This window comes from Halomonas sp. (assembly GCF_029263665.1).
Lineage (GTDB): Bacteria > Pseudomonadota > Gammaproteobacteria > Pseudomonadales > Halomonadaceae > Halomonas.
In genome coordinates, this window is record NZ_JAJUFQ010000006.1 from 121517 (window position 1) to 143722 (window position 22206).

Here is a 22206-nt window from a genome sequence, read left to right on the forward strand (position 1 = left end):
GGTCAAACCTCCTCGACTTGGTTCAGATACTCGCCGTAGCCTTCAGCTTCCATTTCGTCACGATGGATAAAGCGCAGCGAGGCAGAGTTGATGCAGTAGCGTAAGCCACCCTGCTCACGTGGCCCATCGGGAAACACATGGCCCAGATGGCTGTCCCCATGGGTCGAGCGCACTTCAGTACGCACCATACCATGCGAGGTATCCGTCAATTCGTTGATATGAGCGGGTTCGATGGGCTTGGTGAAGCTTGGCCAGCCACAGCCCGATTCATACTTGTCCGAGGATGCAAACAACGGTTCACCGGAGACGATATCAACGTAGATACCGGGTTCCTTGTTGTCGAGATACTCGCCAGTGCCGGCACGTTCGGTGCCATTCTCCTGGGTGATGTGGTACTGCTCATCATTCAGGCGAGCAATGGCTTCAGGGGACTTGTCGTAGCGTTTCATCGGTTCTCCTCATCCCAATAGTAAGGAATGGCAGTGAGGAAGTATCCCACTGAACAGGTTGTTAGTGTCATATAAAGCGATTTCCTTACAAGCTGGGAGAATATCCTGCTCTGGCATCATGGTTCAGGTTTTTTGAAGGCATCGATAGTAGGTGCCGACGGTACTTTTCGGTGGTGCGAGAAGAAAGTAGAGAAAAAGAACAGAGAGCAAAAGAGAAAGAGCAAGACAAGATGGGCCGACAGCTGAGGATCGCGGGAAGTGAAAAGCGAGTAATCGTGCGTGCGTGGTAGTGGAAAGAGGCCCCTGGTGCACGCAGGCACCAGGGACCGAAAACGCTACTTCTCTTCGAAGTACTTGGCGACGATCTCATCATAGGTCCCGTTTTCCTTCAGCGTCGCGAGGGCGGCGTTAAAGGCATCGGCCAGAACTTGATCGCGCTTGCGGAAGGCGATACCAAAGCCGTCACCAAAATATTTCTTCGGTTCGGTGATCTGTTCACCCACGACCTTGTAGTCACCTTCTTCGCTGTCCAGCAGGGTGGACTTGCCTACCGGATAGTCGAGGAAACCGATATCGACGCGGTCGGCATCCATATCCAGCACCAGGTCGTCGGCAGTGCCGTAGCGCTTCACTTCCTTGGCCACGTCACCATACATATCGGTAACGTAGTTGTCCTGCAGAGTGCCGCGCTGGACACCAATGGTCAGGCCCTTGAGCGTTTCTTCATCGGCCGTATTCATCTCCAGGTCAGCCGGGGCAAACCAGGCAGAAGGAGGAGTGAAATACGGTTCGCTGAACAGAACATGCTCGCGGCGTTCGTCGTTGATGGTCATGGAAGACATGATGGCATCATACTTACGAGCCATCAGGCCCGGGATGATACCGTCCCAGGCTTGTACCACCCATTCACACTCGATGCCGATCTCGGCACACATTGCATTGCCCAGATCGATATCGAAACCAGTCAGTTCACCATCGGCGGTACGGAATTCCATTGGCTCGTAGGGTACGTCGACGGCAATACGGATATCACGCACTTCAGCCTGGGCAGAGGATGCGAAGAGTGCGGCACCGATCAGACCTGCAGTAAATACCTTGCGTAGTGTCATATGGGTAGACCCCTTGTTGTTTGGGAACGTCTTGGCGACGTCACAGATGCACCATAGCGAATGCTGTGGCATTCAGAAAGAGGGGAACTCGAGTAGTGAAACGAGAGTTCCCAACGTTTGTTTGACGTTCCATGTCGACCACGGAAGGCACGCGATAACGCGTGCCTTCTTTCAGCCCTCTACTGGCCTCAAGTGTGCCAGCAGGCGTTTTTCCAGATAACGGAACAGGTAGAGAATGGCGAAGGTCAGGCACAGATAGATCACCGCCACGAACAGATATGGCTGGAAGGCAGCATAGGTGCGGGTGACGATGAATCTGGCTGCGCCGGTCAAGTCCATGATGGTGACGACGCTGGCCACGGCACTGGCATGCAGCATGAAGATGACTTCATTGCCATAGGCGGGCAAGGCACGACGGAAGGCGCTGGGGAGGATAATCCGGCGCATGCGCAGTCCCCAGGACATGCCATAGGCCTTGGCTGCCTCGATCTCGCCACGCGGCGTGGTCTTGATCGCGCCATGGAAGATTTCGGTGGTATAAGCGGCGGTATTCAGGGTGAAGGCAATCAGTGCCCAGATATGTGCTTGATCGACATAATCCCAGTATTTCCAGTCCCTCAGCGCATCGATGCTGGGTAACCCGTAGTAGATCATATACAGCTGCACCAGCAGTGGCGTGCCGCGGAACACATAGGTGTAGGCATAGATCGGCAGCTTGATCCAGCGGCGTTTCGAGCCGCGACCGATGGCCAGCGGTACCGCCAGAATCAGGCCTGCAATCAGTGATAGAAACACCAGTTGTACTGTCGTGGTCAGACCTTCGCCATAACGGGCCAGGTTGGCGGGTGTCAGTACGGTATGGTCGCTCAGCAGCGTCTGTAGAGAAGTCAGCCATTCCATCACTCATCTCCTCCCGTGAAGCCCACGCTGTAACGCTTCTGCAACCTGGCGAAGCCCCATTCGGAAACGCTGGCAATGGCCAGGTAGATCACGGCCACAATCGTCAGAAAGACAAAAGGCTGATGAGTCGCCTTCGAAGCTTCCTCGGCGACTCGCACCATATCGCTCAGGCCAATGATCGAAACCAGAGCCGTGGTCTTGAGCAGCACCATCCAGTTATTGGACAGGCCCGGCAGGGCGTGGCGCATCATCTGCGGGAAGCGGATGCGGCGGAATACCTGGCCATGGGTCATGCCATAGGCACGCCCGGCTTCTATCTGGCCACGATCGACAGCCAGAAAGGCGCCGCGGAAGGTTTCGCCCATGTAAGCACCAAATATCAGGCCGATGGTGATGACGCCGGCGACAAAGGAATTGATCTCGACATATAGATCCCAGCCGAATTGCTCATACATCCAGTCGGTGATCATGTTGAGGCCGACCTGGGCGCCAAAAAACAGCAGAAACATCATCACCAGATCCGGCACACCACGAATGATGGTGGTGTAGAGGGTGCCAATGCGATGCAGAAACCAGTTGCGTGACATCTTGGCACTGGCCGTGAGCAGGCCGAGAATCACCGCCAGAAGCAGTGATAGCCCCGCAACCTCGATGGTCAGGAGCGCGCCTTGGAACAGTCTGGGGCCGTAGCCTTGCAGGTCAATCATCGGATTCTCCTGGGCTGGGCTCAGTGTTTGGGAGCAAGGAATTGCTTCAGGCGATCGGACTTCGGGTTGCCAAGGACGTCCTGCGGAGCGCCTGCTTCCTCGACCAGACCCTGGTGGAGATAGATGACCTGGGAAGAAACATCCCGTGCAAATGCCATTTCGTGTGTCACCACAATCATGGTGCGGCCTTCTTCGGCCAGGTCCCGCATGACCTTGAGTACATCGCCCACCAGTTCAGGGTCGAGTGCCGACGTGGGCTCATCGAACAGCATCACTTCCGGATCCATGGCCAGGGCTCGAGCGATGGCACCACGCTGTTGCTGACCGCCGGAAAGCTGCGATGGATAATAGTCGGCACGTTCTGCCAGCCCTACTCGTTCCAGCAGTTGGCGTGCGTATTCGATGGCCTCGTGCCTGGGTTGCTTGAGGACATGCACGGGTGCCTCGATGACGTTTTCCAGCAGGGTCATGTGTGACCACAGGTTGAAGCTCTGGAAGACCATCGACAGCTTGGCACGCATGCGCACCACCTGCTTCTGATTGGCTGGTTCACGGCCGTGCTTGGTGTCCTTGAACAGAACGGATTCGCCATGAACGATGAGTTCGCCATCGTCGGGTTGTTCGAGCAGGTTCATGCAGCGAAGAAAGGTGCTTTTACCGGAACCTGATGCGCCAATCAGCGTGATGACGTCACCCTTGTGGGCCTGCAGAGACAAGCCCTTGAGTACTTCGTTGTTGCCGAAGCGCTTGCGGATATTGCGCACTTCCAGCGGAATCGGGGTATCAGCCATGAATCGAGCTCCAGATAGGTCGGCACATTGTTATTACCTGGGGAGAGTGCCGAATAGCGCGGACTGGCGCGAAAAGGGGGGGATTCTAACAGGCTCAGGGAAGCTCGCTAGACGATCGCAGACTGAAAGAGATTATACCTTCGTCTATTGTTGGTGTATGTAAATGCATTGTTATGTCTCCAGATTGTTGTTTTTAGAAGTTTTTATGTGAGCGCTGGAAATGAGGCTGCCTGGTGTAAAAATAAATCGATCGTTTGACTTATCTTCGTGAAAGTTCGGTCGGCTTCACCAGTAATACTGCTCGGGCACCAAGCTCAACCTTGGCATTGGGAAACACGATTCGAAGGGGGATCTCGCCAACCTGGGTATCACCCGCCTTGGCATCTCTGGCGACGATTTCCCCAGGAGCGAAAGCAGTGAAATTGGGAGTATCGTCAGCAAAGCATAGTTCGAAGTCTTCACTCTCACGGAACACCTCAACGGCAACCTTGAAACCCGCCATGCGGGATACGTCGCCTTCAATCGGCTGCCGCCCGGCTATCAGAGATTCAAGCAATTGCCCCATGGGCGCCAGAGGAGCCAGATCGTTATTGCCGAAGGGCAAGGCCTTGCCCAGTTCCAGCGTAAATGCCTGGGCGCCATGGTAGTGCTTGCTGTAATGCGAAAAGGTCCAGCTGTGCTGGTGCTGCTGCAGAGCTGCCTGGATATCGGCCCCGGCGAGCCAGCGCCATTGTTCATCGTCGGTCTGGGTATCGGCAAATGGGTCGACCACGAAGCGAGGATACTGGCTGTCACGGATTGCGGTGTGCAAGTCGTAGTGAAGGCGAGGGAGCTGCGCGTAGCGCTGGTAAAAGGTATCCACCGCTGCCATCAGCTCCCGGGCACGGTTGGCCTCATTGCCTTCGAGCTCGAGTTCACGCTTGAACAAGCGATTCAGGTTGGTTTCGACAAAGCGCACACCCAAGCGAATAGCTTCAATATTACCCAGAATCACCAGTACCGGCGCACCCAGCGTGACCAGACCTGCTTCCAGGCGTGCCAGGCACTCACCCAGCAGCTCGATAGGGGCTGTTTCATTGCCATGGATACCTACCGAGATCACCACGGCCCTGGCATCGGCAGAGAGTTCGGCGGGTGTCAGTGTGATGACGCCAGGTGCATCGATATGGTAGCGGCCGTCACCGACGTTGCCTTCAGGAGAGAAGGAGGGGGTGTCATCGAGAGTGGCGGATAACCAATCAGCAAGCATGGTGACCTCTCGAGTGGGACGTCAGTGGCATATCCATCACTTTCATTAATTGTGTCTCCTGATCATGCAGGTGTTGTATAGCACCAACCCTGGATGTTGGAGGATCACCATCCAGCGAGAATAGGTTGGATGCAAGCGGTAGCGTCGGACTGTTGAAAACCACCGGTGAGAAAATGAAAGGCTCGACGGCAGGACCGTCGAGCGCAGTCGGAGGCGGGAGAGGAAGCGCCGTCAGGCGCCACGGGTGTTGGTGTAGAGGGTGTAGATGGACTGGCTGGCTGTCATCAGCAGACGATTGCGGTCCTCGCCGACGAAACACACATTGGCGCAGACTTCCGGCAACAGGATACGTCCGATCAAGGTACCGTCCGGCGAGAATATCGTCACGCCATCGTGACCCTCTCCTCCCGAGGTGCCTGCCCAGATGTTGCCATCCTGGTCGCAGGCGAGCCCGTCATAACCTTCTTCGTGGCTTTCCACGAGACGTGTCGGATCGGTCAGTGACTTACCGTCATCACCAAGGGTGAAGCGAGTAATGGTTGCAGGCTCATCGGGATAATGAGAAGGCGCGGTGTCAGCAATATAGACACTGCGCTTGTCTGGCCCGAGGGCAATGCCATTTGGCTTGAACAGTTCAGTGGTAAGTGGCTGAGGTTCGGCCATGCCATCTTCCCAGTAATAGACAGTGGTATCCAGTTCCAGCTCGCGAACCGCGCCCTCGTACTCGACATGGGCACCATAACCTGGATCAGTGAAGATGATACCGCCGCTCTCCAGACAGATCAGATCATTGGGCGCGTTGAGCGGCTTGCCGTCGTAGCTTTCGGCAAGCACGTTGAGGCTACCGTCCCACTCGTAACGCACGACTCGAGCGGGGGAGTGCTCACAGGCCACCAGGCGCCCCTGGCCATCAAAGGCATTGCCATTGGAATGCCCCACCTTGTGGCGCAGGATGCTGACTTCTCCGCTTGCCTCGTCCCAGCGCATCTGCAGTGCACGGGGGATATCGCTGAATACCGCATAGCGCCCCACGGCGTTCCAGGCGGGGCCTTCGAGCCACAGGCCGCCTGTCCATTGGCGCTCCAGAGGAGTGTTGAACAGCACATACTTCTGGAAACGCTCGTCGATTACCTGCCAGGCGTCATCCGGATAGCGTGATGGCGCACGGGTGTTAGCGAACAGGCTCGGGGCGGCCGCCGCGGCACCCAGGGCGGCAGAAGTGGCGAGGAACTGACGTCTTGCAAGGGACATGACATTATCCTTCTGCTGGTGGAATAACGGATATCGGAACCTCCTTCAAGATATGTGTTATCCACGGCATTGTATGTTGTACATTTTGCCGATGCTTGATCATGTCCCGAGTGACACGTCCTGATCCCGATCCGCCAGTACCGAGCAAGCTTCTCCCTGTTCCACTTTGAGCAGTTGCTGGATAGGGAAGTCGAGGTCACGTGCCATCGCGACCAATTGCCGGTAAGTGCCATCATCAAGTTGCGGGGTGCGGGAAAGAATCCACAGGTAGTCACGATCTGGTCCGCTGACGAGCGACCATTGGCCATGCTCGTCCAGCGCCAGAATGTTGTAACTGGCATAGAAAGGGCCGAAGAAACTCACCTTGAGTCTCCCCTCATTGGCATCGCCCAATGGATAGGCCTTGCCTTCGGCCACATCGATTTCACCGCTGTCCAGGTTGAGACCGCGGTTGATGACGCGAACGCCTCCATCATCGCGCAGGGAATAGTCAGCGGTGACGCAGTCCAGCTCCTCCTCGAAGGAATGGTCGAAGCGTGCGATCTCGTACCAGCGCCCGAGGTAGTCATCAAGCACAAAGTCATTGATCGGTTGAGTACCCTGGGGAATACCGGTGCAGGCTGTTACCAGCATGGCACACAGCAGCATGCCGCCTGAGCGACGGAAGAGATCGAGCCTAGTCATTGGAGGTCCTCGAGGGTGAGCGATTGGCGTGAAGGGAAGACAACCGCGCGGCAATCATGTCGGTTTGTCCATCAATCATGCAGGATACTGATGTACGTGAGTAGTCAGAACAACACAGCCATGGCGGAGAAAGGATGAGGGATCATACGGTGTCAGGCTTGAGCCAGCATTATGCCGGGTATGACCAGATGGCCTTGATCGATCGCCTGCGCGCGGCATTTGTGGAGGCCGGGATCAATCCAGATCAGTTGGCACCTGCGCAGATGGCGGGTCTTGATCAACTGCATCTCGGGGGACGCGGAGCGAGCCAGCGCCTGCTGGAGTTGGGTGAGTTGTCGGGTGTCACGAGGATGCTGGATGTGGGTTGCGGCACCGGTGGAGCCAGCCGCCTGCTGGCACAGGCACTGGGCTGCAAGGTGGTGGGTGTCGATATCACCCCGGCTTTCATTGATGTGGCACGTTGGCTGAGTCAGGCTTGCGGCCTCTCGTCACAAACGGATTTTCTGTGTGCCGACGCTGCCAAACTGCCGTTGGCATCTCACTCCATCCAGGCGCTGTGGTGTCAGCACGCCCTGCTCAACATGCCTGATCGGGATGCCGTACTGAAGGAGTGGCGGCGAGTGCTGGTACCCGGTGGGCTGGTATTGCTGCATGAAGTTGTAGCCGGGGCGAATCCGGAGCCCTTGAGCCTGCCGGTGCCCTGGGCTCGGCGGCCTGAACACAGTCATCTCGAGTCGCGACAGGCACTGGAACAACACCTGCAGCATGCCGGTTTTCGCCAGTTGAGGCTGATCGATGTCACTGAACCGGCCCTGTCCTGGCGACGTCATCATGGACGGCGAGAGCAGCAGGCTGCGGTTATCGAGAAAGTGGCACTGCCCGGCGCCCAGCTGCTGTTCGGAGATGACTTCACCACCATGGGACGCAACCTGCAGGCCAATCTGGCCAATGATCGCGTCCGGGTGATCCAAGGGGTATGGGAAATGAGCGGCGAGCCGCTCGAGCGGTAAGTGATAAGCTGGCGATGTTCGTTCCCGACGAACAAGCGCACTTCCCACGTCCCACGTCCATGTGGGTCGTAAGTAACCCCGAACCTGAATTTCCCCCGAGCCCCGAACTTTTACCTGTGAACCGAGGACTGCTCTGGACAGTTCGTCGTTCGTAGTTCGAGACTCGGCGCTTACGGCTTACGGCTTACGGCTTACGGCTTACGGCTTACGGCTTACGGCTTACGGCTTACGGCTTACGGCTCGCTCTTTTCAATCCGCTCGCTGATGGCCTGCCCGAGACTGGCGGTATTGCCGTGGCCACCGACGTCCGGTGTGAGAATGCTGCTGTCGGCTTCCTCGAGGACGGCTTCGATGGCAGCGAGAATGGCGTCTCCGGCGTTCTTGTGGCCCAGGTGTTCCAGCATCATGGCGCCGGACCAGATCTGGCCGATGGGGTTGGCGATGCCCTTGCCGGCGATATCCGGGGCGCTGCCATGCACCGGCTCGAACAGGCTGGGGAACTTGCCTTCCGGGTTGATGTTGGCCGAGGGCGCTACGCCAATGGTGCCAGTGCAGGCCGGGCCGAGGTCGGAGAGGATGTCGCCGAACAGGTTGCTGGCCACCACCACATCGAACCAGTCAGGGTGCATGACAAAGTTGGCGGTCAGGATGTCGATATGGAACTTGTCGACGCTCACCTCCGGGTACTGTTCGGCCATCTCGGCAACACGCTTGTCCCACCAGGGCATGGTGATGGCGATACCGTTGGATTTGGTTGCCGAGGTCAGCTTCCTGCGGGGACGAGTCTGCGCCAGTTCAAAGGCGTACTTGAGTACCCGGTCGACACCATGGCGGGTCATCACGGTTTCCTGAATCACCACTTCACGCTCGGTACCCTCGAACATGGCGCCGCCGACGCTGGAATATTCCCCTTCGGTGTTCTCGCGCACGACATAGAAATCGATATCGCCGGGAACTCGGCCCGCCAGAGGGCTCTTGATACCCGGCAGCAGGCGGCAGGGCCGCAGATTGACGTACTGGTCGAACTCACGACGGAACTTGAGCAGCGAACCCCACAGCGAGATATGGTCAGGGACCTTTTCCGGCCAGCCGATGGCGCCATAGAAGATGGCGTCGAAGTCGATCAGGATGTCGCGCCAGTCATCCGGCAGCATCTTGCCGTGCTCTAGATAGTAGTCACAGCAGGCGAAATCGAAGGAGGTGAGTTCGATGTCGATATTGAAGCGTTTTGCGGCGGCCTTGAGAGAACGGATTCCCTCCGGCATGACCTCCTTGCCAATACCATCTCCAGCGAGCACTGCGATACGCTTTGTCATCAGGATTCTCCAAGTGATTGGGTACGGGTCAGTGTAGAGGTGAACAGCAGGGAGATAATCAGGCTACAATTCAATCTATTGTTGAATATGGGTGGATGATCATGGCTTCCCTCGACGATCTTGCCTTTTTTCGTCAGCTGGCCCAGGCCGGTAACCTGACAGCAACCGCCCGGGAACTAGGGTTGTCATTGTCCGCCGTGAGCAAGCGCCTCAAGCAGCTCGAAGCACGCCTGGGCGTAGAGCTGGCATCGCGCACCACCAGGCGCCTGACGCTGACGGCAGAAGGTGAACATTACCTGGCCAAGGGGAGTGAGCTGCTTGATGAGCTAGGGGCTCTGGAAGAGAGCCTGGGCGATGGCCGTGAGGCATTGGTCGGTCCACTCAGAATCAACGCCACTTTCGGCTTCGGGCGACGTCACATCGCACCCCTGCTATCGGAGTTCTGCCTCCATCACCCTGGTATTGAAGCGTCGCTGGAACTGTCCAATTTCCCTGCACCATTGGGAGAAACCGTGGATCTTGGTATCCGTGTCGGTGAACCACCTGACTCACGCATGATTGCCCGCAGGCTGCTGGTCAATCGCCGCGTGCCTTGTGCAGCACCGGCATATCTGGAGAAGCATGCTGCTCCACAGGTTCCCCGAGACCTGATGCATCATCAATGCCTTGTATTGAGGGAAAATGATAGTGACTTTTCCCATTGGCGTTTCATGCCGATGGATGGGGGGCGCCCTCAGACGGTCAAGGTGACAGGGCGGTTGACCAGCAATGATGGTGAAGTCGTGAAACGCCTGGCCCTGGAAGGACATGGGATATTGTTGCGCTCGTGGTGGGATGTGCATGCACAACTGTCTGAAGGGCAACTGATACCGCTGTTACCTGGCTGGCAGGGAGTGCGTGCCGACTTCTATGCGATCTACCCTCAGCGCCGCCATGTGCCGGCCCGTTTGCGAGCTTTTGTCGAATTTCTGATCACTCGACTTGGAGAACGCGTACCTGCTCCACCTGCATGACAGCGAAGCCCATTGGCGTAATGCGCGATTTGGTATCTCCTTCTCAGGACAATCAGGCATACACTAGACAGTAATCTGAAAGCATCCTTGTCTTTTGGATAACAAATGTTTCTTGTGTCATGTGTTTCTTATGCCATGCAGTGGAACCGATATTCGAGGAGCCAGTCTGAGGCGATACCTAGATATCAGCCGCGGCGTGTCAGTCGTTACGAGGAGTGTTGACCGAACGTGAATATCCTGATGTTCACCAATACCTATGTACCGATTGTCGGTGGGGTGAGTGAGTCGGTTCAACGTCTCAAGGGACAGTTGCAACAGTTCGGTCACCGGGTGATGGTCGTGGCGCCGCGTTTTCATGGCCAGCCATATCATGAGGAAGGGGTGTTCAGGGTAGCAGCTGTACAGCAATTCAATGGCAGCGACTTTTCCCTGCCTGTGCCTATTCCCAGTCTGCTCTACGATGCCATAGAGGCTTTCGAACCGGACATCGTTCATTCTCATCATCCCTTCCTGTTAGGAGATACCGCCATACGGGTAGCGGAAATCTATGGTCTGCCACTGGTGTTCACTCATCACACGTTATATGAACACTACACCCACTATGTGCCAGGGGATTCACCGCGCATGCGGCGCTTCGTCGTTGCCCTGGCAACGCAGTACACACGCCTGTGTGATGAAGTCATTGCGCCGAGTGAGAGCATCCGGGATCTCTTGATCGAGCGTCAGGCGAATGCCGATATTACGGTGGTTCCTAGTGGCGTGGATATCCATCGATTCGGCAAAGGTGATGGCCAGCATTGGCGTACCATCTTTGGCATTCCTTCCCACAGTACTGTGCTGGGCCATGTGGGGCGCTTGGCCAAGGAAAAGAATCTCGATTTTCTGGCTGAGGGGGTATGTCTTGCGCTGGCCCAGGATAAAGACTGCTGGTGGCTGGTTGTAGGCGATGGAGAGTCACGGGAGACCATGCAGGCATGTGCCCGGCGCCATGGTGTCGAACAACGAGTATGTTTCACCGGCCGCCTGCAGGGGAAAGAACTGATCGATGCCTATCAGGCCATGAACGTGTTCGCTTTCGCTTCCCATAGCGAGACTCAAGGCATGGTCATCGCGGAGGCCATGGCGGCAGGACTGCCAGTGGTCGCGCTGGATGCTCCGGGGGTTCGGGAAGTTGTCGAGGATGGCCGCAACGGTCGTCTATTGCAGGAGGAGGATAGTGGCGCCTTTTCTCAGGCACTGCTGGAGTGTGCTGCACCTGCATGCAGAGAGCGCATGCACAGGGAAGCTCTGGTAACGGCAGAGAGCTATGACGAGTCGCGCTGCGCGCGGCGTTGCCTGGTGGTATACCGGTTGGCGATTGCGAGAGGTGGCGCCTTTACCCATGCCGACGACGGAGGGTGGGAGAAAGTGCGCAGTCGCCTGGGAGCGGAGTGGCAAATGTTACGCTACAGAGGTCGTCTATTGAGGCAACTGATGAAGGAAGAGTGGCGTGAAGAACGTCCTTCCTGGTGGCCAGGAGAAGAGGAAAATGAGACAGACCGGTTACTAAAGTAGCTGAAATATCCTCAATTCATAAGAATACACTTACAGACCCGATCGGCCTTCGAGGTACACTAGCCAAATGCCATTATGCGAATGGGGGACCCCGAGGAGCCAGCCAAGTGAGTGCGCATGAAGATACGAGAACAATAGATCCCAGAACACCGATTTCGAGAACTCAAGTTTCAAGAGCACAAGGGTCGAGAACGCAAGGGTCAAGAGAACTGAGATCGAGAGAACAAGGGCCAAGAGAACTGAGATCGAGAGAACAAGGGCCAAGAGACCAGAGCGTGAAACCCGCAGATGCGAGTGCTATGGAAGCGGGACTCTTGGACATGGATGTGAGCCCCATAGAGAGCAGCATGTCGTCATTCGAGCCAGAAACAAATGAAAACCAGGAGCTGTCGATCGAGCTACCGGTACGTTTCGTTCATGAACTGTCGGCAGCTGTCTCGTTGTTCGATCTCCTCAAGACCGTGGCGCGCTGGTCCCAGACCGTGTTCCTGGCTCATCGTGCCTCCATTACTCTGGTAGAGTCCGACACCCATCTCAAGCTGATTGCCATGGAAGGCAAGGAAGCCATACCCATGGATCAATTGCTGCCCATTGAAGGCACCATGGCGGGGCGGGTGTTTCTTACCCGTCAGGCAGAATATATGGCGGACTTCAGCATGACCAGGGATCTGGACTGCATGCAGCTTTATGAAATGGGACTCAAGTGCTGTCTGGACGTTCCGTTGATCAGCGGTAATCAGTGTTTCGGCACGATGAACGTGGCCCATGAAGACACGAATGCCTTTACTCTTCGTGACCGTCTGCGTATGCAAGCGATGGCGCATTGGTTGGCAGCCTGCATTCGTATCCATCACCAGGTCGAAGAAGTGATGGCGCTGTCGGAAACCGATCCTCTGACAGGGGTCTTCAATCGCCGTGCCTTTTCCAGCCGTTTTGCCTCCATCGCCAAACGATGGCAAAGCGAGGAGGTCTCCCTGGGGGTTGCCCTGATCGACCTTGATCACTTCAAGGTCGTTAATGATACCTATGGCCATGAAGCTGGCGACAAGGTACTGGTTCAGGTTGGCGAGTTACTGGCAAAAAGTTGTCGCAAGACGGACCTGATTGCACGCATGGGAGGCGAGGAGTTCTGTGTGATCATGGTGGACGTGAATGAAAATGGCATCATGGCCATGCTCAATCGCTTTCTTGATACGTTGAGCAAGATGTCCGTGTCCTTCGCAGATACCCACATCAGCGTGACCGCAAGTGTCGGTGCCTTGCTGATCGATGGTGCGCCAAGAGATCTCGACTTCCTGATTGGTCAGGCTGATCGTGCCATGTATCGAGCCAAGAATGCCGGACGCAATCGTATCGAGTTCACCCACATTTATTAAGTTCACCCACATCCATTAGCTGCGGCGCCTGGCTTTCTTGCGGTCGGCCCAGAGCTTCAATCCTACCAGCAGTCCTATTCCAATCAGCAGGCCACCGATAGCATAAAGTGCATCGTTGCGACTGTCGGCATTGACCAGTTGGCCGAGTTGGCTGCCGAGCAAGGTCACCCCGGCAAGACCTGGGATAATGCCCAGGATCGACCCCACCATATAGTCACGAAACTTCAAGTGGAAAGCACCTGCCATCATGTTGGTCAGGGTGAAGGGAGCCAGTGGCAAGAGATTGACGACTACCATGGTTCTGACGCCTCGACCGGCGAGATAGCGAGACAGCCCGTGAAGTCGCTGGCCGCCATGTCGCAGCAGGGCATCGCGACCAATCTTACGTCCTACCCACCAGGTCAGCATGGAGGCACACAAGGTGCCAGCAAGAGCATAACCGAAGCCCCACCATGGCCCAAAGATGAGGCCGGTGGCGGCGACCAGCAGGCTCAGTGGGAACATGATCAGTGACAGTCCGGCATAAAGCGCCAGAATGACAGGGATACCCCAGGGGGATTTCAGCCAGGCCATGCTCGAATGCACTGCGCTCATCAATGTGTCGACGCTCAGCAGTTCTTGCATGGAAAGCCATTGCCACATCAACGCCAGAAGCAACAACAGCATGAACAATATCAGTGGTAATAACCAACGGCGCGTCCTCAACCAGCCTCTCCTTTGCGAATGGCCCAACTATCCGGTGTCTGCTGAAAGTAGCGGGTCAGCAAAGAATACAGCCCCGGGTAAGCCTGGGACAGGCGAACGGGTGCGGTGAAGAAGGTTTCACAACACACGGCGAAGCACTCTCCGGGGTAGGTGGCGGCATACTCATCGATAGGGGTTTCTTGTCCCTTGCTGATGCGTGCATGCAGGTCGTTCCAGGTGGCCATGAACTCTCGGTACCAGTCCTGGGGGGTGATATCGCTGGGCAGCGGGGGAAAACCATCCGCATCGAATGAATTACCCATATCCAGCTTGTGGGCAAATTCATGGATGATGACATTGAAGCCATCCAGTCCCCCGCTCTCCATGACTTCGGGGTAGGCCAGAATCACGGGGCCTTGGTGGAAGGTCTCTCCGGCTCGCTCATCCTCCCACCTGTGGACCACGCCGGCTTCGTCGATTTCCTCCACCTCACGGCGGAAGGCATCGGGAAGAATCAGAACTTCATGAACGTTGGCGAATGCTTCGTGGTGCTCTCGGTCGCTCCAACCCAATGTCAACAGGCAAGCCTGGGCTGCCAGAGCCAACTGCTCGGTAGCATCGAAGGCTGCATTGTCCAGAGCCAGGTCAGGATGCAGGCTGACGCGCTTGTCATGGAGAAATTGCCAGGCCCTCTGGCCGAGACGTTCGGCATGCTCATCTGGCACCAGGCCAAGCAAGGGCAAGCGCTGGCGCGCATCATGCCATTGTTCAACGGGAAAGGGGTGTCGGGCGTTGAAGCGCTCGGCTCTCCATTGTTGCCAACGTTTCAGGATCATCTTGCCGTTGTCCTGGAGTCTTGAAGGGGCTGTACTCGTGAACGCTTGAGTGGGCGCGTGAGCAGTTGGGCCATCAGCACGCCACTCAATACCAGCAGGCCGCCACTGAGATGATACCAGGCAAGTCTCTCACCAAGCAGCAGCATGGCAATGAGAGCGCTGAACACTGGCATCAGGTTGATGAAGATGCTCGAGCGACTGGCTCCGAGGTGACGAATGGCCATCATCCACAGGTAAGTAGTGATGATCGATGCGGGAATGCCTGCGTAGAGGATAAGCCCGACGTTGGCTGAGCTGATCGGCGTCATGGGGCCCAGCAAGTAACCCGGCAGCAGCAGCAGGGTGGCGAAGACGGCCTGGACATAGAGCATGACCCAAGGAGAGATATCCAGCGGCCAGCGTTTGAGCATGACGCCATACAAGGCATAGCAGATTGCAGCGATGATCATGAGAAAATCGCCAGTGGCAATCTCAAGCTCGGCCAGGGCGCTGAAATGTCCGCGACTGAGCAACCACAAGACCCCGACCAACGCCAGGCATCCGCCGACGACACCACCCCAGGTAGGTGTTTCGCGCAGTACCAGTGCACTGAGCAACACGGTCAAAAGAGGTACCATGGCAGCCAGGATGCCCATATTGGTGGCACTGGTGGTTTCGGCTGCCATATAGGCCAACCCTTGCCACAGGGCCATGCCGAGAAGTCCAAGGATCGCCAGTTTAGGCCATGCTCGGCAAATGGCATCGCGCTCTTGCCAGGCCTTGGGAAGCACGAAGGGGGTCAGAACCAGCAGGGCCAATACCCAGCGCAGGAAGGCAATAGTGCTGGGAGCGATGGTACCGACGGTAAGCTGGTTGATGGTCATGTTGCCGGACCAGATCAACACGGCACCGAGGGGGGCCAGGCAGGCCAGGGCAGGGAATGTTGCAGAGCGAGGCATGAAGGGTCCTTGCACAAACTTGGATATCCCACCGAAGCGGGATATCCAAGGTTACTCAATCTTGCCGTGCATTGCAGGTCATGTCGGATAAGTCGTTGCTCGGGAGACAAGCGCTTCAAGTGCTGCCAGTGCAACCTGCCGATCCTGCTCGGGCTTGACGCCGGAAACCCCTACGCTGCCTGCGACCTGTCCATCGATGATCACGGGCACTCCACCAGTCATCAGGCCCTGGAATGGGGCAGAGAGCATGGCACTGCGCCCAGCGTTGATCATGTCCTCGAACACCTGGGTTTCCTTGCGACCGATGGCGGCAGTTCGGGCCTTGGCTGAGGCGACTTCGGCACTGAAGGGACCGGCACCATCGAGTCGGCGCAGGCCAAGCAAGTGTCCTCCATCATCCGCCACCGCAATGGTCACGGCAAAGCCGTTGGTTTCGGCCTCATGCTGAGCTTTATCCAGCAGGGCCTGAACGTGTGTCTGATCCAAGATTGGCTTGGTTGTCATGGTTGTCTCCAGAATCAAGAAGTGGGAATGGGTCGTTGATGTTGTTGTATGGCGACTGCGGTGTTGTCTGTTATTGGCTTGCAGGTTTTGGCAATCAGTCTTTGGCAATCAGGTTTGACGGGCAGAACTCAGCGCTTCATCGACGATTTCGATCCAGTGGCGCACCGGTGTCCGACCGGCAGAAGCCAAATGGGTCTGGCAGCCGATGTTGGCCGTAGCAATTACCTCGGGGTGGCCAGCCTCCAGCATTGCCATCTTGTTGTCGCGAAGCTGATGAGAGAGTTGTGGCTGGGTGATCGAATAGGTGCCTGCAGAACCACAGCACAAGTGTGCGTCCTGTACCGGGGTCAGCTCGAAGCCCAGGCGTTGCAATACCCCTTCTACCGCTCCTCCCAGTTTCTGTGCATGTTGCAGAGTGCAAGGGCAATGGAAGGCTAGTCGCTTGTCGGCACTGATGAGCAGGTCCTCGAGATTGCTGCTGTCGAGTATCTCGACAAGGTCCTTGGCAGCTGCGCTGACGCGCCGAGCCTTGGCAGCGTAGGCAGGATCATCAGCGAGAATGTCGGCATATTCCTTGACGAATGCGCCACAGCCGCTGGCCGTCTGGACAATCGCTTCACAGCCCTGTTCGAGCAGTGGCAGCCAAGCGTCGATATTGCGCCTGGCACGTTCCCGCCCGGCATCCTGGGCATTGAGATGGAAGTCGATGGCACCGCAGCAGCCCGCTTCAGGCGCGGGGGTAAGGCCAATCCCGAGCTGGTCCAGGACACGCGCCGTTGCAGCATTGGTATTGGGCGAAAGCGCAGGCTGTACACAGCCTTCCAGAATCAGCATCTGGCGTGAATGCTTCTTGCCATCGGGGCGCACGCCGGCAGGAGTCGGTTGGACAGGAATCTTGTCCTTGAGTGTACCTGGAGCGAAGGGCCGAAAGGTCTGCCCCAGCGCCAGTAATGCCTTGAATCTGGCTGGTTCGACCATGGCCATGCGCAGGCCCAGGCGGAGCCCCTTGTCCTTGAACGAACGAGGTGCTCGGCGCTCGATTTCTGCTCGTCCAATATCCAGCAACTTGTGGTATTCGACGCCAGAGGGGCAGGTGGTTTCACAGTTGCGGCACGTCAGGCAGCGGTCCAGATGCAGACGGGTTTCTTCCCCTATTTCCTTGTCATCGGGCTTTTCAAGCAACTGCTTCATCAGGTAGATGCGGCCACGCGGACCATCGCGTTCATCACCAAGCAGCAGGTAGGTCGGGCAGGTGGCATTGCAGAAACCGCAATGCACACAGGTGCGCAGCACGCGGTCGGCTTCGCGAATATGCGGTTTCTGGAGGTCTTGTTCGTTGAAGTGGGTCTGCATGTCATCCTTCCTGCTCAGAATTCTGCATAGAGGCGGCCACGATTGAAGATACCCTGAGGATCCAGTTGCTCCTTGAGGCGGTGGTGATACTTGGCGACCATCGGCTCGAGTGGTGTGAATGGACCAGCGGATTCCGGGAGCCTGTCCGGGGTGAAGCAGGTGGCATGGCCTCCAGCCTGGGCACAGACGCTACGTAAGGTTTCGGTGTCGATATCGGCATGTAGCCAGCGTTGGCAGCCAGCCCAGTCATGGATCAGGCTTTCGGCATCGACACCAGGGATCTCCAATGGGGCAGTATTGGCTGGCAAGGACAGTCGCCACAGCGGCATGTTGCTTTGCTGGAAGAAGGGCAATTGCTGCTCACGCAGGTCCTCCCAGTAGGCGTTGTCCAGGCTATCTCCGCCGATCATTCTGCAGGTATCGGCCACAGAGCCAGGACCGCCTTCCAGGCGTAGGTGCAGGGCACCGTCGTGCCAGGCTGCAGCACTTAGCGGCAAGGGTTTCTGGCCCCACTTGGCCAGTTGGCTCAAGGCTTCGTTCAGGGAAATATTCAGGCGCAGGCTATGGCAGGCGCCGGGTCTTGGCAGCACCTTGAGTGAGACCTCGGTGATCAGCCCCAGCGTGCCTTGAGCGCCGACCATCAAGCGTGACAGATCGTAGCCAGCGACGTTCTTCATGACTTCGCCACCAAAGCGGTGCTCCTGGCCTTGGTAGTTGAGCAAGCGCACACCCAACACGAAGTCCCGAGCGGCACCCGACCAGGGGCGGCGAGGCCCAGACAGGCCGGTGGCGATGGTTCCGCCGATGGTGGCACCCGGGCCGTAATGAGGCGGCTCAAAGGGCAGCATCTGACCCTCACTGGCAAGGGCAGCTTCGAGCTCTGCCAGAGGAGTGCCTGCACGGACCGAGACGATCAGTTCCACCGGGTCATAGTGGGTGATACCACGATGTTCGATGGTGGAGATGGTCTCGCCTGCTACTGGGCGGCCATAGAAGGCCTTGGTGTTGCCCCCTTCGATGCGCAGAGACGTACCATTCTCGCTGGCATGCTGGATCTGTGCGCGCAGTGAGTCCAATGCATCCTGTGTGGGGAATCGTTGGTCTGACATGGTAAGCCTCAAAAGCGCGGAATTTCCGGGTGCGGTAGCTGGTTGTCGTGGACATGCATGGCACCGAACTCGGCGCAGCGGGCCAGGGTGGGAATGTTCTTGCCGGGATTGAGCAGGCCTTGCGGGTCGAAGGCTGCCTTCACGGCATGGAATGTCGTAATTTCGAGGCTGTTGAACTGAGCGCACATCTGGTTGATCTTTTCCCGTCCGACACCATGTTCGCCGGTGATGGAGCCGCCGGCTTCCACACACAGTTCGAGTATCTTGCCTCCCAGGGCCTCGGCTGTTTCCAGTTCGCCCTCGCGATTGGCATCGAACAGAATCAACGGGTGCATGTTGCCGTCTCCTGCATGGAACACATTGGCGACGCGCAATCCATAGTGTCTGGAGAGATCACTGATGCCCTTGAGGACGCGAGGCAGTTCGCGGCGGGGGATGGTGCCATCCATGCAGTAGTAATCGGGGGACATCCGGCCCACCGCGGGGAAGGCATTCTTGCGTCCTGCCCAGAAGCGCGCACGTTCGGCTTCGTCCTTGGCGAGCCGAATTTCTGTTGCCCCGGCGTTTTCCAGCACTTCTCGAACGGTAGCGATGTCGTCGTTGACATCGGCTTCGACACCATCCAGTTCACACAGCAGGATGGCCTCGGCCTCCACGGGATACCCCGCCTTGATGAAGTCCTCGGCGGCGCGGATAGCCAGGTTGTCCATCATCTCCAGGCCACCGGGAATGATGCCTGCGGAGATAATTGCGCCTACTGCGGCTCCCGCTTGCTCCACGTCATCAAAGCTGGCCATCAGGACTTTGGCGGTTTCCGGCTTGGGCAACAGTTTGACGGTGATCTCGGTGATCACGCCGAGCATGCCTTCCGATCCCATCATCAAGGCAAGCAGGTCGAAACCTGGAGAGTCCAGCGCCTGAGAGCCAATGGACATGTGCTCGCCTTCGATGGTGAGGATGTCCACGGCGAGAACGTTATGCACGGTCAAGCCATACTTGAGGCAGTGCACACCCCCTGCATTCTCGGCCACATTGCCTCCGATGGAGCAGGCAATCTGGGAAGAGGGGTCTGGCGCATAGTAGAGCCCGTAGTGAGAGGCTGCCTCCGAGATGGCCAGGTTGCGCACTCCGGGCTGGACGCGAGCGATGCGGGCTTCAGGGTCAATGTGCACGATACGATTGAAACGTGACATGACCAGCAGCACCCCCTGTTCCAAGGGTAGTGCGCCACCCGAAAGGCCTGTACCAGCGCCACGTGTCACTACGGGAACCTTGAGCCTGTTGCATTGCTTGAGCAGCGCCTCTACCTGAGACAGGGTCTCTGGCAGGGCCACCAGCATGGGCAGCACCCGGTAGGCAGATAGGCCATCGCATTCGAAAGGGCGCAGGTCTTCTTCGCGATGAAGAAGGGTCAGATCCGGTATGGAACGGGACAGCTCAGCCAATACCTCATCCTTGCTGCGCTGAGGCAACCTGCCGTCCAGGCGTTCATCATAGAGGATGTTCATGGCTCCTCCTGGTTATCGTTATTGGTCTGCTGGGCCCCTAATGTGAGGTGTCTCACTGGGCTTGTCCACTTTTGGTATATTGGTAATACCAATTATCGGATTTATTGTGGAAATTATTTCCAATGTATCAGCTTTGCTGACATTGTGAGGCCTGCAGGGAAAATTAATTTTCCACAGGCAAATGCCGGCCAGGAGCGAACCTGGCATGGCATGACCAAGGAAGGGGGACAGCGCCGAGCGGCGCTGCCGTACGGTGTTCTAAACGTGGCACTAGGCGTCGATGATGCCCGACACCTCCGCTACTTCCAGTTTATGACGCAGATGCTGGCGCAGGATGGCGCCAAGCCGGGGGCCGTCCCGAGCTTCCAGGGCCTCGAGCATTGCCTCGTGATCACTGACAGCCTGAGCCCAGTTGTCCTCGCCCATTTCCACACTGTAGCGAACGCGTTTAACGCGTTGGCTGAGGTTGTTGTACATCTCGATAAGCACATCATTGTGCGAGGCGGCGAGAATGGCTTCGTGGATCTGCTGGTTGACCTCAAAGTACGGTTTGATTTCCTTGCGCCGATAAAACTCGAGCATGCGCTGGTGGAGCTTGCGTACTCTGGCAAGCTCTGCGTCGGTGATATTGGGGCAGGCCAGTTCTCCGGATAGTCCTTCCAGAGCTCCCATGACGTCGTAGGTATTCTGTACGCCAGTGCGCGTCAGGCGCACAACCCGTGAGCCACGATTGGGCAGGTTTTCCACCAGCCCCTCGGAGGTCAGTACCTTGAGGGCTTCGCGTAGTGGAGTTCTCGATACGCCAAAGCTTTCGCAGAGCTGCTTTTCGGCGATTTTCTCGCCAGGAAGTAGCGTTCCCCGCTCGATCAGGTCACGGATCCTGTCGGCCACTTCCAGATACAGGCTGCGCGGCTGAATTTTTTCCATTTCATATTCCCTGAGTCATGGCAGTTCCACGCCGTCACGTTACCTTGCCGCATGTTGCCGTACCGGACAATACGGCCTTCGCAGAGATAACGCCGCGTCATCCTCGTCATGCATCGCTCGTCATGTACAGAAAAGCGTGTACTTCACAGCCGGCATATCAGGCATGCCTGCAGGGCAATGCACTGGCTGAAGCTTCCTGGCAGACAAGCTTGACGTCATCAGCCCTTGAGTATTATGAATTCAAAATGCATTCAGGCCAATCCGCTTTTTCTGCCACGGTCTGTATGCATGCCAGGTACAACGATTAAGCACAACAATCATGCACAGACTGCCAGGAGATCAGGTGATGGCCGGACAGGTTTATATGGCAAAAGTGATGTTGGAGCGCCGCCAGGTCAGGGCGTTGATTGATGCGGGGTTGTCCTTTGCTCGTGAGCAGGCCCTGCCGCCCTTGACGATGGTCGTTCTGGATGCAGGAGGAAACGTGGTGGTGGCCGAGCGAGAAGATGGCTGCAGCGCATTGCGCTATGCGGTGGCGCTTGGCAAGGCCAATGCGGCGCTGGGGATGGGCATTTCCAGTGGCACCATTGGAGCACGCAATGCGGAACGTCCAGCATTTCTTGCCAGCGTGGCCACTGCCGCAGAGGGATGCTTCGTGCCGGTTGCTGGAGGGGTACTGATTCTTGACAGTGATGACTGTGTGATCGGTGCGGTTGGTGTCAGTGGCGCCTCTTCAGAGGAGGACCAGCAAGTCGCATCACACGGCATTGAATCTCTGCGCTGGAAGGTGGGGTTGGCACCTGACTGAACAGCTGCAAGGAATTGATCATCAAAGGGCCTGAGGCCCTTTTTTTTGGCTCCATGGATATGTGTGTTGAGATTTCTTGAATGTAATAGATTGAAAATAGAAGAAAAAACGGCTTTCTGGATCAAGCGTT

The 22206-nt window shown here is 57.0% G+C and carries 22 protein-coding genes; 5 read left to right on the forward strand and 17 right to left on the reverse strand.

The annotated features are described in order from the left end of the window. Positions 1 to 2: 2 nt before the first annotated feature. The 8 genes from msrB to Q1K07_RS08365 form a co-directional block, all read right to left on the reverse strand. Positions 3 to 449 carry a peptide-methionine (R)-S-oxide reductase MsrB gene (gene msrB, locus Q1K07_RS08330; protein WP_300309724.1) on the reverse strand — a complete coding sequence of 149 codons (447 nt, stop codon included), beginning with the start codon at positions 447 to 449 and terminating at the stop codon, positions 3 to 5. Positions 450 to 784: 335 nt separating this feature from the next. Next, a complete protein-coding gene (locus Q1K07_RS08335) occupies positions 785 to 1558 on the reverse strand; it encodes a transporter substrate-binding domain-containing protein (RefSeq protein WP_300309726.1) in 774 nt (257 codons plus the stop codon). Positions 1559 to 1729: 171 nt separating this feature from the next. Continuing rightward, entirely contained in the window at positions 1730 to 2458 is a 729-nt protein-coding gene (locus Q1K07_RS08340; protein WP_300309728.1) for an ABC transporter permease, read from the reverse strand. Further along, the gene (locus tag Q1K07_RS08345) at positions 2458 to 3165 is read right to left on the reverse strand and encodes an ABC transporter permease (protein ID WP_300309730.1); all 708 of its coding nucleotides are present in this window, start codon (positions 3163 to 3165) and stop codon (positions 2458 to 2460) included. Before Q1K07_RS08345 ends, Q1K07_RS08340 begins: the two co-directional genes overlap by 1 nt. 20 nt (positions 3166 to 3185) lie before the next feature. Further along, positions 3186 to 3956, reverse strand: a complete 771-nt coding sequence (locus Q1K07_RS08350; RefSeq protein WP_300309732.1) for an ATP-binding cassette domain-containing protein — start codon at positions 3954 to 3956, stop codon at positions 3186 to 3188. A gap of 259 nt (positions 3957 to 4215) precedes the next feature. Then, complete coding sequence (locus Q1K07_RS08355; RefSeq protein ID WP_300309734.1) at positions 4216 to 5205, reverse strand: succinylglutamate desuccinylase; 990 nt, start codon at positions 5203 to 5205, stop codon at positions 4216 to 4218. Positions 5206 to 5436: 231 nt separating this feature from the next. Continuing rightward, positions 5437 to 6456, reverse strand: coding sequence for an SMP-30/gluconolactonase/LRE family protein (locus tag Q1K07_RS08360; RefSeq protein ID WP_300309736.1), 1020 nt, complete (start codon positions 6454 to 6456; stop codon positions 5437 to 5439). 99 nt (positions 6457 to 6555) lie between these two features. Next, positions 6556 to 7140 (reverse strand): lipocalin family protein, encoded by a 585-nt coding sequence (locus Q1K07_RS08365; RefSeq protein WP_300309737.1) that lies wholly within the window; start codon positions 7138 to 7140, stop codon positions 6556 to 6558. Between the two features lie 134 nt (positions 7141 to 7274). Between Q1K07_RS08365 and Q1K07_RS08370 the strand changes: the two genes are divergently transcribed. Further along, complete coding sequence (locus Q1K07_RS08370; protein WP_300309738.1) at positions 7275 to 8150, forward strand: class I SAM-dependent methyltransferase; 876 nt, start codon at positions 7275 to 7277, stop codon at positions 8148 to 8150. Positions 8151 to 8383: 233 nt separating this feature from the next. On the opposite strand, the gene Q1K07_RS08375 is transcribed toward Q1K07_RS08370, so the two are convergent. Beyond that, positions 8384 to 9466 (reverse strand): tartrate dehydrogenase, encoded by a 1083-nt coding sequence (locus Q1K07_RS08375; RefSeq protein ID WP_300309739.1) that lies wholly within the window; start codon positions 9464 to 9466, stop codon positions 8384 to 8386. 101 nt (positions 9467 to 9567) lie between these two features. Here Q1K07_RS08375 and Q1K07_RS08380 point away from each other — a divergent pair, with 101 nt between their 5' ends. The 3 genes from Q1K07_RS08380 (at position 9568) to Q1K07_RS08390 (ending at position 13409) form a co-directional block, all read left to right on the forward strand. Further along, the gene (locus Q1K07_RS08380) at positions 9568 to 10479 is read left to right on the forward strand and encodes a LysR family transcriptional regulator (protein ID WP_300309741.1); all 912 of its coding nucleotides are present in this window, start codon (positions 9568 to 9570) and stop codon (positions 10477 to 10479) included. A 228-nt stretch (positions 10480 to 10707) separates the two neighbouring features. Then, on the forward strand, positions 10708 to 12033 hold the full coding sequence (locus tag Q1K07_RS08385) for a glycosyltransferase (RefSeq protein ID WP_300309742.1): 1326 nt from the start codon (positions 10708 to 10710) through the stop codon (positions 12031 to 12033). A gap of 347 nt (positions 12034 to 12380) precedes the next feature. Beyond that, positions 12381 to 13409: a sensor domain-containing diguanylate cyclase gene (locus Q1K07_RS08390; RefSeq protein WP_300309745.1), complete on the forward strand. Its 1029-nt coding sequence runs from the start codon at positions 12381 to 12383 to the stop codon at positions 13407 to 13409. Positions 13410 to 13424: 15 nt separating this feature from the next. On the opposite strand, the gene Q1K07_RS08395 is transcribed toward Q1K07_RS08390, so the two are convergent. From Q1K07_RS08395 to Q1K07_RS08430, 8 genes are all read right to left on the reverse strand, one after another. After that, the gene (locus Q1K07_RS08395) at positions 13425 to 14114 is read right to left on the reverse strand and encodes a VTT domain-containing protein (RefSeq protein WP_366945051.1); all 690 of its coding nucleotides are present in this window, start codon (positions 14112 to 14114) and stop codon (positions 13425 to 13427) included. Continuing rightward, positions 14111 to 14929: a M90 family metallopeptidase gene (locus Q1K07_RS08400; protein WP_300309746.1), complete on the reverse strand. Its 819-nt coding sequence runs from the start codon at positions 14927 to 14929 to the stop codon at positions 14111 to 14113. Before Q1K07_RS08400 ends, Q1K07_RS08395 begins: the two co-directional genes overlap by 4 nt. Continuing rightward, a complete protein-coding gene (locus tag Q1K07_RS08405; RefSeq protein WP_300309748.1) occupies positions 14926 to 15867 on the reverse strand; it encodes a DMT family transporter in 942 nt (313 codons plus the stop codon). Before Q1K07_RS08405 ends, Q1K07_RS08400 begins: the two co-directional genes overlap by 4 nt. 78 nt (positions 15868 to 15945) lie before the next feature. Next, positions 15946 to 16371 carry a heme-binding protein gene (locus Q1K07_RS08410; protein ID WP_300309751.1) on the reverse strand — a complete coding sequence of 142 codons (426 nt, stop codon included), beginning with the start codon at positions 16369 to 16371 and terminating at the stop codon, positions 15946 to 15948. Positions 16372 to 16479: 108 nt separating this feature from the next. After that, positions 16480 to 17724 carry a glycolate oxidase subunit GlcF gene (gene glcF / locus Q1K07_RS08415; protein WP_300309753.1) on the reverse strand — a complete coding sequence of 415 codons (1245 nt, stop codon included), beginning with the start codon at positions 17722 to 17724 and terminating at the stop codon, positions 16480 to 16482. Between the two features lie 14 nt (positions 17725 to 17738). Then, positions 17739 to 18833: a glycolate oxidase subunit GlcE gene (gene glcE / locus Q1K07_RS08420; protein ID WP_300309755.1), complete on the reverse strand. Its 1095-nt coding sequence runs from the start codon at positions 18831 to 18833 to the stop codon at positions 17739 to 17741. Between the two features lie 8 nt (positions 18834 to 18841). Next, positions 18842 to 20341 (reverse strand): glycolate oxidase subunit GlcD, encoded by a 1500-nt coding sequence (glcD, locus tag Q1K07_RS08425; RefSeq protein ID WP_300309757.1) that lies wholly within the window; start codon positions 20339 to 20341, stop codon positions 18842 to 18844. Positions 20342 to 20611: 270 nt separating this feature from the next. Next, entirely contained in the window at positions 20612 to 21268 is a 657-nt protein-coding gene (locus Q1K07_RS08430; protein ID WP_300309759.1) for a GntR family transcriptional regulator, read from the reverse strand. Positions 21269 to 21614: 346 nt separating this feature from the next. Here Q1K07_RS08430 and Q1K07_RS08435 point away from each other — a divergent pair, with 346 nt between their 5' ends. Continuing rightward, entirely contained in the window at positions 21615 to 22076 is a 462-nt protein-coding gene (locus Q1K07_RS08435) for a heme-binding protein (protein ID WP_300309761.1), read from the forward strand. Positions 22077 to 22206: the final 130 nt, after the last annotated feature.

Excerpts from the sequence above, each read along its gene's own strand:
- glcE (WP_300309755.1), bottom strand. The coding sequence starts at position 18,833 with ATGTCAGACCAACGATTCCCCACACAGGATGCATTGGACTCACTGCGC.
- glcD (WP_300309757.1), bottom strand. The coding sequence starts at position 20,341 with ATGAACATCCTCTATGATGAACGCCTGGACGGCAGGTTGCCTCAGCGC.
- Q1K07_RS08350 (WP_300309732.1), bottom strand. The coding sequence starts at position 3,956 with ATGGCTGATACCCCGATTCCGCTGGAAGTGCGCAATATCCGCAAGCGC.
- Q1K07_RS08340 (WP_300309728.1), bottom strand. The coding sequence starts at position 2,458 with ATGGAATGGCTGACTTCTCTACAGACGCTGCTGAGCGACCATACCGTA.
- Q1K07_RS08345 (WP_300309730.1), bottom strand. The coding sequence starts at position 3,165 with ATGATTGACCTGCAAGGCTACGGCCCCAGACTGTTCCAAGGCGCGCTC.
- Q1K07_RS08390 (WP_300309745.1), top strand. The coding sequence starts at position 12,381 with ATGTCGTCATTCGAGCCAGAAACAAATGAAAACCAGGAGCTGTCGATC.
- Q1K07_RS08410 (WP_300309751.1), bottom strand. The coding sequence starts at position 16,371 with ATGACAACCAAGCCAATCTTGGATCAGACACACGTTCAGGCCCTGCTG.
- Q1K07_RS08355 (WP_300309734.1), bottom strand. The coding sequence starts at position 5,205 with ATGCTTGCTGATTGGTTATCCGCCACTCTCGATGACACCCCCTCCTTC.
- Q1K07_RS08400 (WP_300309746.1), bottom strand. The coding sequence starts at position 14,929 with ATGATCCTGAAACGTTGGCAACAATGGAGAGCCGAGCGCTTCAACGCC.
- Q1K07_RS08435 (WP_300309761.1), top strand. The coding sequence starts at position 21,615 with ATGGCCGGACAGGTTTATATGGCAAAAGTGATGTTGGAGCGCCGCCAG.
- Q1K07_RS08360 (WP_300309736.1), bottom strand. The coding sequence starts at position 6,456 with ATGTCCCTTGCAAGACGTCAGTTCCTCGCCACTTCTGCCGCCCTGGGT.
- Q1K07_RS08430 (WP_300309759.1), bottom strand. The coding sequence starts at position 21,268 with ATGGAAAAAATTCAGCCGCGCAGCCTGTATCTGGAAGTGGCCGACAGG.
- Q1K07_RS08365 (WP_300309737.1), bottom strand. The coding sequence starts at position 7,140 with ATGACTAGGCTCGATCTCTTCCGTCGCTCAGGCGGCATGCTGCTGTGT.
- Q1K07_RS08380 (WP_300309741.1), top strand. The coding sequence starts at position 9,568 with ATGGCTTCCCTCGACGATCTTGCCTTTTTTCGTCAGCTGGCCCAGGCC.
- Q1K07_RS08375 (WP_300309739.1), bottom strand. The coding sequence starts at position 9,466 with ATGACAAAGCGTATCGCAGTGCTCGCTGGAGATGGTATTGGCAAGGAG.
- Q1K07_RS08370 (WP_300309738.1), top strand. The coding sequence starts at position 7,275 with ATGAGGGATCATACGGTGTCAGGCTTGAGCCAGCATTATGCCGGGTAT.
- Q1K07_RS08405 (WP_300309748.1), bottom strand. The coding sequence starts at position 15,867 with ATGCCTCGCTCTGCAACATTCCCTGCCCTGGCCTGCCTGGCCCCCCTC.
- Q1K07_RS08335 (WP_300309726.1), bottom strand. The coding sequence starts at position 1,558 with ATGACACTACGCAAGGTATTTACTGCAGGTCTGATCGGTGCCGCACTC.
- glcF (WP_300309753.1), bottom strand. The coding sequence starts at position 17,724 with ATGCAGACCCACTTCAACGAACAAGACCTCCAGAAACCGCATATTCGC.
- msrB (WP_300309724.1), bottom strand. The coding sequence starts at position 449 with ATGAAACGCTACGACAAGTCCCCTGAAGCCATTGCTCGCCTGAATGAT.